Below are 14339 nucleotides of genomic sequence, written 5' to 3' on the forward strand. Positions count from 1 at the left end.
TAGTGATCGTCGGTGCCGGTTTCGCCGGGTACCGCACGGCCCGCGTCCTGTCCCGGCTGGCCCGGGGCCGGGCCGACATCACCCTGCTGAACCCGACCGACTACTTCCTGTACCTGCCCCTGCTGCCCCAGGTCGCCGCCGGCATCCTGGAACCGCGCCGGGTCACCGTCTCCCTCTCCGGGACGCTGCGGCAGGTACGGCTGGTGCTGGGCGAGGCCGACCGCATTGACCTCGACGCCCGGACCGTGCACTACACCGGTCCCGAGGGCGACGGCGGCAGCCTCTCCTACGACCGGCTGGTGCTGGCCGCCGGCAGTGTCAACAAGCTGCTGCCCGTCCCGGGTGTCGCCGAGCACGCGCACGGCTTCCGCGGGCTGCCCGAGGCGCTGTACCTGCGTGACCACGTGACCCGGCAGGTGGAGCTCGCGGCGGCCACCGACGACCCCGCGAGCTGCGCCGCCCGGTGCACCTTCGTGGTGGTCGGCGCCGGTTACACCGGAACCGAAGTCGCCGCACACGGAAAGCTGTTCAGCGACGCGCAGGTCCACAAGCACCCCATGCGGACGGGCATGCGGCCACGCTGGCTGCTGCTGGACATCGCCGACCGGGTCCTGCCCGAACTCGACGAGCGGCTCTCCCGCACCGCCGACCGGGTCCTGCGCGAGCGGGGCGTGGACGTGCGGATGGGGACTTCCGTGAAGGAGGCCACGCGGGAGGGGGTGCTGCTGACCGACGGGGAGTTCGTCGACACGCGGACGCTGGTGTGGTGCGTGGGAGTGCGGCCCGATCCGCTCGCCGAGTCGCTGGGGCTGCCCATGGAGCGCGGGCGGCTGCTGGTCGACCCGCAGCTGCGGGTGCCGGGGCGGCCCGAGGTGTTCGCCTGCGGTGACGCGGCGGCGGTACCCGATCTGGAGGAACCCGGGCAGTACACCCCGATGACCGCGCAGCACGCCTGGCGGCAGGGCAAGCTCTGCGCCCACAACGTCGCCGCCTCCCTCGGCGACGGCGAGCCCCGCGCCTACCGCCACCGCGACCTCGGGTTCGTGGTGGACCTGGGCGGCGTCAAGGCGGCGGCCAACCCGCTCGGCGTCCACCTGTCCGGTCCGGCGGCGGGCGCGGTCACCCGCGGCTACCACCTCGCGGCGATGCCCGGCAACCGGGTGCGGGTCGCCGCCGACTGGCTGCTGGACGCCGTACTGCCGCGGCAGGCGGTGCAGTTGGGGCTCGTACGGTCCTGGTCGGTGCCGCTGGACACGGCGTCCCCGGAACTGGCCAGGGTGCCCTCCGGCCCGGGGCGGCAGACGTCCGGCGACGAGGCCGCCGAGCCGGCCGCCGAACCCTCCGGGAGCCGGCCCGGAGGTGAACCGGAGAAGAGGCGGCCCGGCCCCCGGCCGCCCGCCGGCCCGCACCTCGCTCCGGGCCCCGTCAAGCGCACCGACAGCCCCGCCGGCCCGGGCGACCCGGCAGGCACCGACAACCCCGACAACCCCGTCCAAGGAGACTCATGAACACCGGTGAACTCGTCGATTTCGGGCAGCAGTTGCGTGTGGACAGTATCCGCGCCGCGGCTGCCGCCGGCTCCGGGCACCCCACGTCCTCGATGTCCGCGGCCGACCTGATGGCCGTCCTGCTGGCACGCCACTTCCGCTACGACTTCGACCATCCGGACCACCCGGGCAACGACCGTTTCGTCCTCTCCAAGGGGCACGCCTCACCCCTCATGTACGCCGCGTTCAAGGCGGCCGGCGCCATCGACGACGAGGAACTCCTCACCTTCCGCAAGCTCGGCAGCCGCCTCGAGGGCCATCCCACCCCCCAGCGGCTGCCCTGGGTCGAGACGGCCACCGGATCGCTCGGCCAGGGACTGCCGGTCGGCGTCGGCATCGCGCTGGCCGGGAAGCGGCTCGACCGCTCCGACTACCGGGTGTGGGTGATGTGCGGGGACAGCGAACTGGCCGAGGGCTCGGTGTGGGAGGCCGCCGAGCACGCCGCGTACGAGAACCTCGACAACCTGACCGTCCTCGTGGACGTGAACCGGCTCGGCCAGCGCGGCCCCACCCGGCACGGCCACGACCTCGACGCGTACGCCCGCCGCTTCGAGGCCTTCGGCTGGCACGCCGTGGAAGTGGACGGGCACGACGTCGACGCCGTCGACCGGGCGTACGGGGAGGCGTCCTCCACCAAGGGGCAGCCGACCGTGGTCCTCGCCCGCACCCTCAAGGGCAAGGGCGTCGAGGCGGTGCAGGACCGCGAGGGGATGCACGGCAAGCCGCTGCCGGAGGCCGACGAGGCGATCGCCGAACTCGGCGGCCCCCGCGACCTGCGCGTGCGGGTGCCGGAACCACCCGCCGCCCGCACGCTGCACGCCGTGCACACCGGACAGGCCGAACCGCCCCGCTGGGACAAGGGCGAGAAGGTGGCGACACGGAACGCCTTCGGTGAGGCGCTGACCGCCCTCGGCACCGTGCGCGACGACGTCGTGGTCCTGGACGGGGAGGTCGGCGACTCCACGCGCGCGGAGTTCTTCGCCAAGGAGCACCCCGAACGCTACGTCGAGTGCTACATCGCCGAGCAGCAGCTGGTGGCCACCGCCGTCGGGACGGCGACGCGCGGCTGGGTGCCCTACGCCGCCACCTTCGCCGCCTTCCTGACCCGCGCCCACGACTTCATCCGCATGGCGTCGATCAGCGGTGCCGGCGTCAACCTCGTCGGCTCGCACGCCGGGGTCGCCATCGGCGAGGACGGGCCCAGCCAGATGGGTCTCGAGGACCTGGCGATGATGCGGGCGGTGCACGGCTCGACGGTGCTCCACCCCTGTGACGCCAACCAGACCGCGCGTCTGGTCGCCGCGATGGCGGACCTCGACGGCATCCGGTACCTGCGTACCTCGCGCGGCGAGAGCCCCGTGATCTACGGCCCCGGCGAGGAGTTCCCCGTCGGCGGCAGCAAGGTCCTGCGGTCCTCGGAACGGGACCGGCTGACGCTGCTGGCGGCGGGCGTCACGGTGCACGAGGCCCTGGCCGCCGCGGACGCGCTGGCGGAGGAGGGCATCGCGGCACGGGTGATCGACCTGTACTCGGTCAAGCCCGTCGACCGGGACACCCTGCGCCGGGCCGCCGAGGAGACCGGCTGCCTGGTGACCGTGGAGGACCACCACCCGGAGGGCGGTCTCGGGGACGCGGTCCTCGAGGCGTTCACCGACGGACGGCCCGTACCGCGCCTGGTGCGGCTCGCCGTACGCGGCATGCCGGGCTCGGCCTCCCCCGAGGAACAGCTGCACGCCGCGGGCATCGACGCCGAGTCGATCGCGGCGGCCGGGCGGCTGCTGGTGGAGCAGGCGATCGTGCCGTGAGCGGCGAGGACACCGCGCGGACCGTGCGGGCCGGGCGCCGCACCGTGCGGATCCACCGGCCGGAGAAGGTGCTCTTCCCCGGCGGCGGGGGCGCCGGGGAGTACACCAAGGGCGACCTCGTCGACTACCACCGGGCCGTCGCCCCCTTCATGCTGCCGCACCTGCGGGGCCGCCCGCTGATGCTGGAGCGGCACCCGGACGGCATCGACGGGCCCACGTTCATGCAGAAGAACACCCCCGGGAGCTACCCGGAGTGGATCACCCGGGTCGAGGTCCCCAAGGAGGGCGGCACGGTGTGCCACACCGTGTGCGACGACACGGCGACCCTGCTCTACCTCGTCGACCAGGCGAGCATCACCCTGCACCGCTGGCTGTCCCGGGCCGGCCCGGGACATGGGACCGACCGTCCGGACCGGCTGGTCTTCGACCTCGATCCCTCGCGGGACGACTTCGGGACGGTCCGGGAGGCGGCCCGCCTGCTGGGGAAGCTGCTGGACGAACTGAACCTGCCCTCGGCACTGATGACCACGGGTTCCCGCGGGCTCCACGTGATCGTGCCGCTCGCCGGTGACCACGACGTCGACGAGGTGCGCGCCTTCGCCCGCGAGGTCGCCGACACCCTCGCCGACGCCCACCCCGGCCGGCTCACCACCGCCGCCCGCAAGAAGGACCGCGGCGACCGGCTCTACCTGGACATCCAGCGCAACGCCTACGCACAGACCGCGGTCGCGCCCTGCACCGTCCGCGCCCTGCCCGGCGCCCCCGTCGCGACCCCTCTCTCCTGGGACCAGCTGGACGACCCGGAGCTGCACGCCCGCCGCTGGACCATCGCCGACGCCCTCGACCAGCTGCGTACCGACCCCTGGGCCGGGCTGCCGCGCCGGGGCCGCGCCCTGGGCCCGGCCCGCCGACGGCTGGAGGCGCTGCGGGGCTGACCGTCCCCGGGCGGCCGGCCGAGCGGGCACGGAGCGCGGCCGTGGCAGCGGCCGTGGCAATCGAGTGAACCCCAGCAGGTTTGGCGAACAGAGTTGCGGCCACACGGAGGAGGAGGTGCCCATGGCAAACACAGGAAACACCGAAGATTCCAAGGATTCACAGGAACAGCAGGATTCCCGCGGATCCCGCAAGTCCACGGAAAACACCAGAGCGAACAAGCGGCCGGGTCCGATGGAGGTGCTGCGCCAGGCGCGCGGCCAGCTCGCGGAGCTCACCGGTATGGAAGCCGAGTCCGTGTCGTCCTTCGAGCAGACGGAGGAGGGCTGGGCGCTGGAGGTCGAGGTCCTCGAACTCGAGCGCGTACCCGACACGATGAGCCTGATGGCGAGCTACCAGGTGGAGCTCGATCCCGACGGTCAGCTCACCGGTTACCGCCGTGTCCGCCGCTACGAGCGAGGACGGGCCGACGGACGCAGGTCCGGCGGCTGACAGGCCGCCCACCCGGTCCCGCTCTCACACTCACAGAAATGGAGGAACAGTCGGCATGACAGTCGTACCGGCACAACAGTCCGGCGGTGGAGGCGGCAGCAGCGGTCTCTACGACGTGCTTGAGCTCGTCCTGGACAGGGGGCTCGTCATCGACGCATTCGTGCGTGTCTCCCTGGTCGGCATCGAGATCCTCAAGATCGACGTGCGTGTCGTCGTCGCCAGCGTCGACACCTATCTGCGCTTCGCCGAGGCGTGCAACCGGCTCGACCTGGAGTCCGGGCCGCGCAAGGACCCGGGCCTGCCCGACCTCGTCGGCGAGATGACCGAGTCCGGCGCCCGCGGCAAGTCCAAGGGCGCGCTGTCCGGCGCCGCCGAAACCATCTCCGACGCCTTCCAGCAGGCGCGCGGCGAAGGCTCCGAGCGGGAGAAGGAGTCCCGTCCGCGGGCCCGCAAGAGCACCACGTCACGCCGGAAGGAGGAGCAGGAGTGAGCACGTACGTCTACGGCATCATCGCGAGTACGCACCCCGCCGTTCCCGAGCACCTGAGCGGCGTGGGCGGGGGCCCGCTGCGCGTCCTGAAGGCGGGCGACCTGGCGGCCGTCGTCAGTGACGCCCCCGAAGGGCTGCGCCCCAAGCGCAGGGAACTGCTCGCCCACCAGAACGTGCTCGCCGAGGTCGGGGCGGAGGGCTGTGTGCTGCCGATGCGGTTCGGCAGTGTCGCCCCCGACGACGACTCCGTCACCGACGTCCTCACCGAGCGCGCCGAGCACTACAAGGAGCGCCTGCGGGCGCTGGACGGCCGGGTCGAGTACAACGTCAAGGCCAATCATGTCGAGGAAGCCGTACTGCACCACGTGATGGCCGGCAACCCGGAGGTCCGTGCCCTCGCGGAGGCCAACCGGAAGTCCGGCGGCGGAAGTTACGACGACAAGATCCGCCTCGGCGAGATGGTCGCCGGCGCGGTCAGGGCGCAGGAGGCCGAGGACGGCGCCGCCGTGCAGCGTGCCCTGGAAGCGGCGGCCGACTCCGTGAGCGTGGGCCCCGAGTCCACGGGCTGGCTCGCCAACGTCTCCTTCCTGGTGGAGCGCGACGCTGCCGCGAACTTCATGGCCGCCGTGGACCGGGTGCGCGAGGACATGCCCCACCTGGAGGTGCGGCTCAACGGTCCGCTGCCGCCGTACAGCTTCGTGGAACCCGGCCCGGCCGAACCGGCGGGCACCACGGCCACCGGGGCGGACGCCGGAGCGGGGTGACGGCATGGGCCTGATCTCGGAGGTACTGCTGCTGCCGTTCGCCCCCGTGCGCGGCAGCGGCTGGGCCATCCAACAGGTGCTTCGCGAGGCGGAACGCATCTACTACGACCCTGCCACGATCCGTACCGAACTGGCGCGGCTCGAGGAGCAGTTGGAGGCCGGAGAGATCACCGAGGAGGAGTTCGACCAGCAGGAGGACGTACTCCTCGACCGTTTGGAGACCGCAATGCACACCGGCGCCACAGGGGACGGGACGGCACCACAATGAACCGAACGGCACTTGGCCTCGCGATAGGGGCCGGATACTTTCTCGGACGGACGAAAAAACTGAAGATGGCGGTCGCCGTCGGCGGCCTGGTGGCGGGCAAGAAGCTGAACCTCAGCCCGCGGATGATCGGGGACCTGGTCTCCACGCAGCTGCGGAACAACCCGCAGTTCAAGGAGCTCGGGGACCAGCTGCGCGGGGATCTGCGCGGCGCCGGCAAGGCGGCCTCCGGGGCCCTCGTGGAACGGCAGCTCAACACCCTCGCCGGCAAGCTGCACGGTCGCACCGCCGAGATGCGCGACCAGATGACCGGCGCGGGCGGCCGGCCGGACCGCGAGGCGGAGGACGACGAGTACGACGAGGGCGCCGAGTACGACGAGGACGAGGGCGCCGAGTACGACGAGGACGCCGAGAACGACGAACCGGACGGCGAGGAGCCGGAACCGCCCCCCGAGCGGCCGTCGAAGAGGGCCCCGTCGAAGGAGGCCGCCAAGAAGGCCCCGGCCAAGAAGGCTCCCGCCAAGAAGGCTCCGGCGGGGAAGGCCGCCCCGGCGAAGAAGGCCGCGGCCAAGAAGACGGCCGGCAAGAAGACCGCGGCCGCGCGGACTTCCTCGTCCCGGGGCACCCGCTCCCGCACGTCGAAGGGAGGCGGTAAGTGATGGCCGGGACACTCGGATCGGCCGCTTCCGCCGCGCGCGAGGGAACGTCGAAGAACCCGCTCGCCGACGTGGCCCACAGCGAGGCCGCCGACCGCCTCAAGGCGGAACTGCAGGACTACCTCGCGGCCCAGGCCACCCGCATGCTGACCGGTGTCGGCCGCAAACTCGGCGAGACGACCGGCAAACTCACCGACATCGCCGAGGGCAACAGCCCCGGGTTCGCCAAGCTGGCACTCGACGGCGGCCGCAAACTCGCCGAGGGCAAGAGCCCTCTGCGCAGCGCCGTCGAACTGGGCGCCTCGCACGTCAAGGACAAGGTGAAGGACGCCTTCAAGGGTCTGGTGGGCGGTGGCAAGGGCAAGCGCTCGGCGGGGAAGAAGCCCACCGTCATCATCGAGCACATCGATGTCGGCGTCCCGCTGCGCACCGCCTACGACCAGTGGACCCAGTACCAGGACTTCAGCACCTTCGCGAAGGGTGTCAAGAGCGCCAGTAAGGGCGACGACACCACCTCGGACTGGCAGCTGAAGGTCTTCTGGTCCAACCGCAGCTGGAAGGCGAAGACCACCGAGCAGGTTCCCGACCACCGCATCGTCTGGTCCTCCGAGGGTGCCAAGGGCACCACGAAGGGCGTCGTCTCCTTCCACCGGCTCGCCGACAACCTCACCCGGGTCCTCCTGGTCATCGAGTACTACCCCGTCGGCCTGTTCGAGAAGACCGGCAACATCTGGCGCGCCCAGGGCCGCCGGGCCCGGCTCGACCTGAAGAACTTCGCCCGCTTCATCACCTTCAAGGGTGAGGCCGAGGACGGCTGGCGCGGCGAGATCCAGGACGGGGAAGTGGTCCGCAGCCACGAGGACGCCGTCGCCGAGGAGGAGGAGGAGGAAGCCTCGCGCGACGAGGACGAGACGGCCGGCGAGGACGAGGAGACCGGCGAGGACGAGGAAGCCCGCGAAGGCGAGGAGGAGCCGGAGGCCGAGTACGAGGACGACGCGTACGAGGAGGCGGACGAGGCCGCGGAGGACGGGGAACCGGCGGAGGGCGAGGAGCCGGCGGAGGACGGTTACGAGGACGAGGACGCCTACGAGGACGAACAGGAGGAGGACGAGGAGGAGTACGAGCCCGAGTACGCCGAAGGCGGGAGCCGACGATGACCACACCCGGCCGCTTCCCTGAGCCGTACGGCCAGGGGGGCGGCGCCAACCTCGCCGACATCCTCGAGCGGGTGCTCGACAAGGGCATCGTCATCGCGGGGGACATCCGCATCAACCTGCTCGACATCGAACTGCTCACCATCAAACTGCGGCTCGTCGTCGCCTCCGTCGACAAGGCGAAGGAGATGGGGATCGACTGGTGGGAGACGGACCCGGCGCTGTCCTCACGCGCCCGCCGCTCCGAACTGGCCAAGGAGAACGCCGAGTTGCGGGAGCGGCTGGCCGAACTGGAGACCGGCCGTCAGGAGGAGGCCGGCCGTTCACTGGAGACCGGCCACCAGCAGGGGGCCGACCGTCAGCGGGAGGCCGACCGTCAGCGGGGGGCCGACCGTCCACACAAGGAGGCCCCGTGACCGGACTGCGGTACGTCTACGCCGTCTGCCGGCCCTTCGGTGCTCCGCTCCAGGCACAGCTGGCCGGTGTGGCGGGCGATCCGCCCCGGCTGCTGACCCACCACGACCTGGTGGCCGTCGTCAGCCATGTGCCGGAGGCGGACTTCGCCGAGGAGCCCTTCCGCGAGCATCTGGAGGACCTCGACTGGCTGACCACCGTCGCCCGCGCCCACCAGGGCGTCATCGACGCCCTCACCACCGTCACGACGCCGCTGCCGCTGCGGCTCGGCACCGTGTTCCGCGACGACAGCGGCGTACGGACGATGATGGAGGCGCGCGAGGAGAGTTTCCTGCGGACGCTGGACCGGTTGGACGGCCGGGTGGAATGGGGCGTGAAGGTCTTCGTCGAGGCGGAGCAGGCGCCGGACACCGCCGCCGCACCGCCCCCGCGCAAGCCCGCGTCGGGCAGGGACTACCTGCGCCAACGGCGCATGGAGACGAAATCGCACGACGACCTGTGGCAGCGGGCCGAGACGTTCTCGACCCACCTGCACGAGACGCTCTCCGGCCGCGCCGAGGATTCCCGGTTGCACGCACCGCAGAATCCCACGCTCTCCGGCGCCTCGGGGCGCAATGTGCTGAATGCGGCCTATCTCGTGCCGCGGGCGGAGTCCGAGAAATTCGTGGAAACGGTGGAACGGACGAGGGACGGGGCGCCCGGAATACGTGTGGAACTCACCGGACCCTGGGCGGCCTATTCGTTCGCCGGGGACGAATCGGTGGCGGGGGAGGGGGCATGACCGTCGTCGAACGCCGTGAGATAGCCCTGGTGGATCTGCTCGACCGGCTCCTGGCCGGCGGCGTCGTCATCACCGGCGACCTCACGCTGCGCATCGCGGACGTCGACCTGGTCCGTATCGACCTCAACGCGCTCATCAGCTCGGTGAACGCGAACGTTCCGTCACCCTTCGAGGAGTTGCGTTGACGGCCGCCCCGGACGACCATCACGCCGAGCCGCACGGCGGCCGGCGCGACCAGAGCGGCCGGGGTGAGGGGAGCGACCGGCGCAACCGGCTCGACCTGGATCCGGACACGGTCGAACGCGACCTGGTCAAACTGGTGCTCACCGTCGTGGAACTGCTGCGCCAGCTCATGGAGCGCCAGGCGCTGCGCCGGTTCGACGAGGGAGACCTGACGGAGGAGCAGGAGGAGCGCATCGGCCTCACCCTGATGCTGCTCGGGGACCGCATGGCGGAACTGCGGGACCGTTACGGACTGCGGCCCGAGGACCTGAATCTGGACCTCGGGCCGCTCGGGCCGCTGCTGCCGCGCGACTGAGTAACCAAGGGCCCGGTGCCGCGAGTCTCGCGGCACCGGGCCCTTGGCGTGACGCCGTCCGTCACGCACCGGCTGTCACCTCACCACCTGTACCAGCGGCTCCTGCCTCCGCCCGCCGTTGTGCTGCGCATGAGGAATCCCAGCAGCCACACGACGAGAACCGCCAAGGCGATCCACCAGAGCACCTTCACCGCGAAACCGGCACCGAAAAGGATCAGGGCCAGAAGCAGAACGAGCAGAATGGGAACCATAATGTCAACCTCCTGCTCTTCTGATGGCCCGGAATCCGGGTTTCAGGCTTCCTTGCGGCACAGAATTTCTCCGTGCAGCACACTGAACCAGCCGTCGTCCCGCGCGCCCCATTCCCGCCACGCCTGTGCCACCGCCCGCAGTTGCCCGCCGGTGGCGTGGCCCTGCCCGGTGGCCCGCCCGGCATAGGCCGACGCCACGGTGCGGTCCGCCCACAGGCCGCTCCACCAGGCCCGCTCCTCCTCGGTCGAGAAGGTCCAGGTGCCCGATCCGGCGGTGACGTCCGTGAGTCCCGCGGCCAGCGCCCAGGACTTCAGCCGCCGTCCGGCATCCGGTTCGCCGCCGTTGGCCCGCGCCACCCGCCGGTACAGCTCCAGCCAGTCGTCCATGCCCCGGGACGAGGGATACCAGGTCATCGCCGCGTAGTCGGCGTCCCGGACGGCGATGTACCCGCCCGGCCCGGTCACCCGCGCCATCTCGCGCAGTGCCCGCACCGGGTCCCCCACGTGCTGGAGCACCTGATGGGCATGGACCACACAGAACGTGTCGTCCGGGAAGCCCAGCGCGTGCACGTCGCCCACCGTGAAGGAGGTGTTCGCCAGGCCTCGTTCGGCCGCCGTGGCGCGGGCCTGCTCCAGGACGCCCGGCGCCCGGTCGAGACCGGTGACGTGCCCCTCGGGGACGAGCGAGGCCAGGTCCGCGGTGATGGTGCCGGGCCCGCATCCGATGTCCAGGATCCGCATGTCGGGCCGCAGCACTCCGAGAAGGTACGCGGCCGAGTTGGCCGCGGTCCGCCAGGTGTGCGACCGCAGCACCGACTCGTGATGCCCGTGGGTGTAGAGAGCGGTTTCTCGCGGTGTCGGCATGGTGAACCCGTCCCGTCGCGTCGCGTACGTCTCTTCCGAATGACCGTCACCGTACGCGCCCCGGCCGCATGGTGAGACCTGTGTTTCACAGTATGGACAGCGGGGGTGCGCGGAGGCATCGCCGGGCCCGAAGGGCGAAACGGTTTGCCACCTGCGCCGACGCCCCGGACAATGGCCTCCCATGGGTCACCTCGAAGCCGCGTATCTGGAGTACTGCCTTCCCGACGGGAGGGCGCTTCTGGGCGACGTGTCCTTCCGGGTGGGGGAAGGGGCCGTCATGGCCCTGGTCGGACCCAACGGGGCGGGCAAGACGACCCTCCTGCGCCTTCTCGCCGGCGAGCTGAAGCCGCACGGCGGATCGGTCACGGTCAGTGGCGGTCTCGGCGTCATGCGCCAGTTCGTGGGCTCCGTACGGGACGAGACGACCGTGCGCGACCTCCTCGTCTCCGTCGCCACGCCCCGGATCCGCGAGGCCGCCCACGCCGTGGACCAGGCCGAGCACGCCCTCCTCACCGTCGACGACGAGGCCGCCCAGCTGGGGTACGCGCAGGCCCTCTCCGACTGGGCCGAGGCACGCGGCTACGAGGCCGAGACGATGTGGGACATGTGCACGACGGCCGCGCTCGGCGTCCCGTACGACCAGGCGCAGTGGCGCCAGGTGCGCACCCTCTCCGGCGGCGAGCAGAAACGTCTGGTCCTCGAGGCGCTCCTGCGCGGCACCGACGAGGTCCTGCTCCTCGACGAGCCCGACAACTACCTCGACGTGCCCGGCAAGCGCTGGCTGGAGGAGCGGCTCGAACAGACCCGTAAGACCGTGCTGTTCGTGTCCCACGACCGGGAACTGCTCGCCCGCGCGGCCCAGCGCATCGTCTCCCTCGAACCGAGCCCCGCCGGCGCCGACGCCTGGGTGCACGGCGGCGGCTTCGCCACGTACCACGAGGCCCGCCGCGAACGCTTCGCCCGCTTCGAGGAGCTGCGCAGGCGGTGGGACGAGAAGCACGCGCAGCTGAAGAAGCTCGTGCTGAACCTCCGTCAGGCCGCCTCCGTCAGCCATGACATGGCATCCCGGTACCAGGCGGCGCAGACCCGGCTGCGCAAGTTCGAGGAGGCCGGCCCGCCGCCGGAGCCGCCGCGCGAGCAGGACATCAGGATGCGGCTCAAGGGCGGCCGGACCGGAGTCCGCGCGGTCACCTGCGAGCAGCTCGGACTCACCGGCCTGATGAAACCCTTCGACCTGGAGGTCTTCTACGGCGAACGGGTCGCCGTACTCGGCTCCAACGGCTCCGGCAAGTCGCACTTCCTGCGCCTGCTCGCCGGGGACGACGTGAGCCACACCGGCGGCTGGCGGCTCGGCGCCCGGGTCGTCCCCGGACACTTCGCGCAGACGCACGCCCACCCCGAACTGGAGGGCCGCACCCTCCTGGACATCCTGTGGAAGGAACACGCCCAGGACCGGGGCCCCGCCATGTCCCGGCTGCGCCGCTACGAACTGACCGGCCAGGCCGAGCAGACCTTCGAACGGCTCTCCGGCGGCCAGCAGGCCAGGTTCCAGATCCTGCTGCTCGAGCTCCAGGGCGTCACCGCGCTGCTGCTCGACGAGCCGACGGACAACCTGGACCTGGAGTCGGCGGAGGCGCTCCAGGAAGGCCTGGAGGCCTTCGAGGGCACGGTGCTGGCCGTCACGCACGACCGCTGGTTCGCCCGCTCCTTCGACCGCTACCTGGTCTTCGGCAGCGACGGCAGGGTCCGGGAGAGCCCCGAACCGGTGTGGGACGAGCGCAGGGTGGAACGGGCCCGGTAACCGAAGCGGGCCCGTTCGGCGGAACGGGCCCGGTGCCCGGGATGTTCGTAGAGTGGACGCAGGGACGCGGGGACCCGTGGCCTTCCCGGGCGGGTACCCGGACCGCAGGACGCACACGACGAGCGGGGCACACGATGACCGGAGTCGAGCCGAACCGCCTGGACGACCAGCAGCTCATGAAGGAGCTGGAAACCATCCACCGCACGCGTCACGACACCCTGCTGTACGCCTCCAACGACGCGCTGCGGGCCCACAACGAGCGCATGGCTCAGCTGGAGGGCGAGTACGTGCGCCGCAACCCCCGCCGCTGGGTGGCGGCGGGCCGCACCCGCGAAGGGGCCCGGGAGCGGAACGGCACGGACACGGCGAGCCCCACGGCCCCGGGCGCCTGACGGACGGCCCGGCCCCGGGAGCCCGACGGCCGCCGGACCGGGCGGGCGACGGCCGGATGCCCGGACACGCGACGGCCGCCGGCCCGGGCATCCGGCCGTCGAGCCGACGGCCGCCTCCGTCTCAGGCCTCCTTCGACTCCGCGGCGAAGACGTCGAGGTACGTCTCGCAGAACGCCTCGAGGTCGTCCGGCTTGCGGCTGGTGACCAGCTTGCCGGGGCCGTGGTCGCAGACCTTCACCTGCTCGTCGACCCAGGTGGCACCGGCGTTGCGGAGGTCGGTCCGGAGACTGGGCCAGCTGGTCAGCTCCCGGCCGCGGACCACGTCCGCCTCGACGAGGACCCAGGGCGCGTGGCAGATCGCGGCGACCGGCCGGCCCTGCTGGAAGAAGTCCCGCACGAACGCGACGGCCGTCTCGTCCATGCGCAGGAAGTCCGGGTTCGCCACCCCGCCCGGCAGCACCAGCCCGCCGAAGGCGTCGGCAGTCGTCTCGCCGACCACCTCCTGCACGGGGAAGGTGTCCGCCTTGTCGAGGTGGTCGAACGCCTGGATCTTGCCGGACTGCGTCGACACGAGCACGGGCTCGTGACCGGCGCCCACGGCCGCCTGCCACGGCTCGGTCAGTTCGACCTGCTCGACGCCTTCGGGTGCGACAAGGAATGCGATACGCATGAGGGGTTCTGTCCTTTCGTGCACGTCGTTCGCGCGATCATGTGGTGGTGCAGGGGGAACCGGCGGGCTCCTACGCGTTCTCCGTCTCCCGGACCCGCGTCAGCGCCTCGGCCAGTTCCTGCACGTTGTCGTAGTGGGCCCGCCGGGGCAGGCGTTCCAGCGCCTCGACGAGTGCGTCGGGAGCGTGCCGCCGGCTCAGGGTGCGCATCAGCTCGCGCGGGCCCGCGGGGAACGCCCCGCGGCCCAGGATCCTGGCCAGCTCCAGCCGCACCGACTCCAGCGACGTCGGCGTGCGCCCCGGCGTCACCGGGCCGCGCGCCACCTCCGGGTCGTCCTCGGCGGACGGCTCCGGGTCGTTCCACTCCTCGGTCCGGGTGGGGTGCCCCGACCTCAGCAGACCCTGCAGTTCGTGCTTCATCTCGTCGTCGCGGTGGGCACTCAGCCGGCCGCTGCCTCGCTGCATGGTTCCCTCCAGGTGGTTCGGGGTCCGCACCGCGTACCCGGAGGGCGGAGACCGACACG

The 14339-nt window shown here is 71.7% G+C and carries 18 protein-coding genes and 1 pseudogene; 15 read left to right on the forward strand and 4 right to left on the reverse strand.

What is annotated here, in order from left to right; all coding sequences use genetic code 11:
* Positions 1 to 2 precede the first annotated feature (2 nt).
* The 13 genes from ACIF80_RS27480 (at position 3) to ACIF80_RS27540 (ending at position 9839) form a co-directional block, all read left to right on the forward strand.
* The gene (locus ACIF80_RS27480; RefSeq protein WP_399809731.1) at positions 3 to 1508 is read left to right on the forward strand and encodes an FAD-dependent oxidoreductase; all 1506 of its coding nucleotides are present in this window, start codon (positions 3 to 5) and stop codon (positions 1506 to 1508) included.
* Positions 1505 to 3352 carry a transketolase gene (locus ACIF80_RS27485; protein WP_399809620.1) on the forward strand — a complete coding sequence of 616 codons (1848 nt, stop codon included), beginning with the start codon at positions 1505 to 1507 and terminating at the stop codon, positions 3350 to 3352. The genes ACIF80_RS27480 and ACIF80_RS27485 overlap by 4 nt, the downstream gene beginning before the upstream one ends.
* Positions 3349 to 4287, forward strand: coding sequence for a non-homologous end-joining DNA ligase (gene ligD / locus ACIF80_RS27490; RefSeq protein ID WP_399809622.1), 939 nt, complete (start codon positions 3349 to 3351; stop codon positions 4285 to 4287). Before ACIF80_RS27485 ends, ligD begins: the two co-directional genes overlap by 4 nt.
* Positions 4288 to 4408: 121 nt before the next feature.
* Positions 4409 to 4777: a gas vesicle protein gene (locus ACIF80_RS27495; protein WP_399809624.1), complete on the forward strand. Its 369-nt coding sequence runs from the start codon at positions 4409 to 4411 to the stop codon at positions 4775 to 4777.
* A 55-nt stretch (positions 4778 to 4832) separates the two neighbouring features.
* Entirely contained in the window at positions 4833 to 5267 is a 435-nt protein-coding gene (locus ACIF80_RS27500; RefSeq protein WP_399809625.1) for a gas vesicle structural protein GvpA, read from the forward strand.
* Positions 5264 to 6031, forward strand: coding sequence for a GvpL/GvpF family gas vesicle protein (locus ACIF80_RS27505; RefSeq protein ID WP_399809627.1), 768 nt, complete (start codon positions 5264 to 5266; stop codon positions 6029 to 6031). Before ACIF80_RS27500 ends, ACIF80_RS27505 begins: the two co-directional genes overlap by 4 nt.
* A 4-nt stretch (positions 6032 to 6035) precedes the next feature.
* Complete coding sequence (locus ACIF80_RS27510; protein ID WP_399809628.1) at positions 6036 to 6299, forward strand: gas vesicle protein GvpG; 264 nt, start codon at positions 6036 to 6038, stop codon at positions 6297 to 6299.
* A complete protein-coding gene (locus ACIF80_RS27515; protein WP_399809630.1) occupies positions 6296 to 6955 on the forward strand; it encodes a DNA primase in 660 nt (219 codons plus the stop codon). The genes ACIF80_RS27510 and ACIF80_RS27515 overlap by 4 nt, the downstream gene beginning before the upstream one ends.
* The gene (locus ACIF80_RS27520) at positions 6955 to 8109 is read left to right on the forward strand and encodes an SRPBCC family protein (RefSeq protein ID WP_399809632.1); all 1155 of its coding nucleotides are present in this window, start codon (positions 6955 to 6957) and stop codon (positions 8107 to 8109) included. The genes ACIF80_RS27515 and ACIF80_RS27520 overlap by 1 nt, the downstream gene beginning before the upstream one ends.
* On the forward strand, positions 8106 to 8522 hold the full coding sequence (locus ACIF80_RS27525) for a gas vesicle protein (RefSeq protein WP_399809633.1): 417 nt from the start codon (positions 8106 to 8108) through the stop codon (positions 8520 to 8522). The genes ACIF80_RS27520 and ACIF80_RS27525 overlap by 4 nt, the downstream gene beginning before the upstream one ends.
* Positions 8519 to 9301, forward strand: a complete 783-nt coding sequence (locus ACIF80_RS27530; protein WP_399809635.1) for a GvpL/GvpF family gas vesicle protein — start codon at positions 8519 to 8521, stop codon at positions 9299 to 9301. Before ACIF80_RS27525 ends, ACIF80_RS27530 begins: the two co-directional genes overlap by 4 nt.
* The gene (locus tag ACIF80_RS27535; protein WP_055597259.1) at positions 9298 to 9486 is read left to right on the forward strand and encodes a gas vesicle protein; all 189 of its coding nucleotides are present in this window, start codon (positions 9298 to 9300) and stop codon (positions 9484 to 9486) included. The genes ACIF80_RS27530 and ACIF80_RS27535 overlap by 4 nt, the downstream gene beginning before the upstream one ends.
* A complete protein-coding gene (locus tag ACIF80_RS27540) occupies positions 9483 to 9839 on the forward strand; it encodes a gas vesicle protein K (RefSeq protein ID WP_399809637.1) in 357 nt (118 codons plus the stop codon). Before ACIF80_RS27535 ends, ACIF80_RS27540 begins: the two co-directional genes overlap by 4 nt.
* A gap of 80 nt (positions 9840 to 9919) precedes the next feature.
* Here ACIF80_RS27540 and ACIF80_RS27545 read toward each other — a convergent pair whose 3' ends face one another.
* Together ACIF80_RS27545 and ACIF80_RS27550 are read right to left on the reverse strand one after the other, a co-directional pair.
* Positions 9920 to 10090, reverse strand: a complete 171-nt coding sequence (locus ACIF80_RS27545) for a hydrophobic protein (protein ID WP_399809638.1) — start codon at positions 10088 to 10090, stop codon at positions 9920 to 9922.
* 42 nt (positions 10091 to 10132) lie between these two features.
* The gene (locus ACIF80_RS27550; RefSeq protein ID WP_399809640.1) at positions 10133 to 10954 is read right to left on the reverse strand and encodes a methyltransferase domain-containing protein; all 822 of its coding nucleotides are present in this window, start codon (positions 10952 to 10954) and stop codon (positions 10133 to 10135) included.
* A 181-nt stretch (positions 10955 to 11135) separates the two neighbouring features.
* Between ACIF80_RS27550 and ACIF80_RS27555 the strand changes: the two genes are divergently transcribed.
* A complete protein-coding gene (locus ACIF80_RS27555; RefSeq protein ID WP_399809641.1) occupies positions 11136 to 12755 on the forward strand; it encodes an ABC-F family ATP-binding cassette domain-containing protein in 1620 nt (539 codons plus the stop codon).
* 108 nt (positions 12756 to 12863) lie between these two features.
* Positions 12864 to 13147: pseudogene (locus tag ACIF80_RS27560) on the forward strand (DUF6158 family protein); the annotation flags it as partial.
* 121 nt (positions 13148 to 13268) lie between these two features.
* On the opposite strand, the gene ACIF80_RS27565 reads toward ACIF80_RS27560, so the two are convergent.
* Entirely contained in the window at positions 13269 to 13817 is a 549-nt protein-coding gene (locus tag ACIF80_RS27565; RefSeq protein ID WP_399809643.1) for a type 1 glutamine amidotransferase domain-containing protein, read from the reverse strand.
* 70 nt (positions 13818 to 13887) lie between these two features.
* Positions 13888 to 14280 (reverse strand): DUF2795 domain-containing protein, encoded by a 393-nt coding sequence (locus ACIF80_RS27570; RefSeq protein WP_399809645.1) that lies wholly within the window; start codon positions 14278 to 14280, stop codon positions 13888 to 13890.
* Between the last annotated feature and the right edge of the window lie 59 nt (positions 14281 to 14339).

Origin of the sequence: Streptomyces sp. NPDC085927 (genome assembly GCF_044540975.1) — a bacterium.
Lineage (GTDB): Bacteria > Actinomycetota > Actinomycetes > Streptomycetales > Streptomycetaceae > Streptomyces > Streptomyces hirsutus.

Bases quoted from the DNA above. Each gene is read 5' to 3' on its own strand.
- ACIF80_RS27485 (WP_399809620.1), top strand. From the start codon at position 1,505: ATGAACACCGGTGAACTCGTCGATTTCGGGCAGCAGTTGCGTGTGGAC.
- ACIF80_RS27495 (WP_399809624.1), top strand. From the start codon at position 4,409: ATGGCAAACACAGGAAACACCGAAGATTCCAAGGATTCACAGGAACAG.
- ACIF80_RS27500 (WP_399809625.1), top strand. From the start codon at position 4,833: ATGACAGTCGTACCGGCACAACAGTCCGGCGGTGGAGGCGGCAGCAGC.
- ACIF80_RS27510 (WP_399809628.1), top strand. From the start codon at position 6,036: ATGGGCCTGATCTCGGAGGTACTGCTGCTGCCGTTCGCCCCCGTGCGC.
- ACIF80_RS27515 (WP_399809630.1), top strand. From the start codon at position 6,296: ATGAACCGAACGGCACTTGGCCTCGCGATAGGGGCCGGATACTTTCTC.
- ACIF80_RS27520 (WP_399809632.1), top strand. From the start codon at position 6,955: ATGGCCGGGACACTCGGATCGGCCGCTTCCGCCGCGCGCGAGGGAACG.
- ACIF80_RS27525 (WP_399809633.1), top strand. From the start codon at position 8,106: ATGACCACACCCGGCCGCTTCCCTGAGCCGTACGGCCAGGGGGGCGGC.
- ACIF80_RS27535 (WP_055597259.1), top strand. From the start codon at position 9,298: ATGACCGTCGTCGAACGCCGTGAGATAGCCCTGGTGGATCTGCTCGAC.
- ACIF80_RS27545 (WP_399809638.1), bottom strand. From the start codon at position 10,090: ATGGTTCCCATTCTGCTCGTTCTGCTTCTGGCCCTGATCCTTTTCGGT.
- ACIF80_RS27550 (WP_399809640.1), bottom strand. From the start codon at position 10,954: ATGCCGACACCGCGAGAAACCGCTCTCTACACCCACGGGCATCACGAG.
- ACIF80_RS27555 (WP_399809641.1), top strand. From the start codon at position 11,136: ATGGGTCACCTCGAAGCCGCGTATCTGGAGTACTGCCTTCCCGACGGG.
- ACIF80_RS27565 (WP_399809643.1), bottom strand. From the start codon at position 13,817: ATGCGTATCGCATTCCTTGTCGCACCCGAAGGCGTCGAGCAGGTCGAA.
- ACIF80_RS27570 (WP_399809645.1), bottom strand. From the start codon at position 14,280: ATGCAGCGAGGCAGCGGCCGGCTGAGTGCCCACCGCGACGACGAGATG.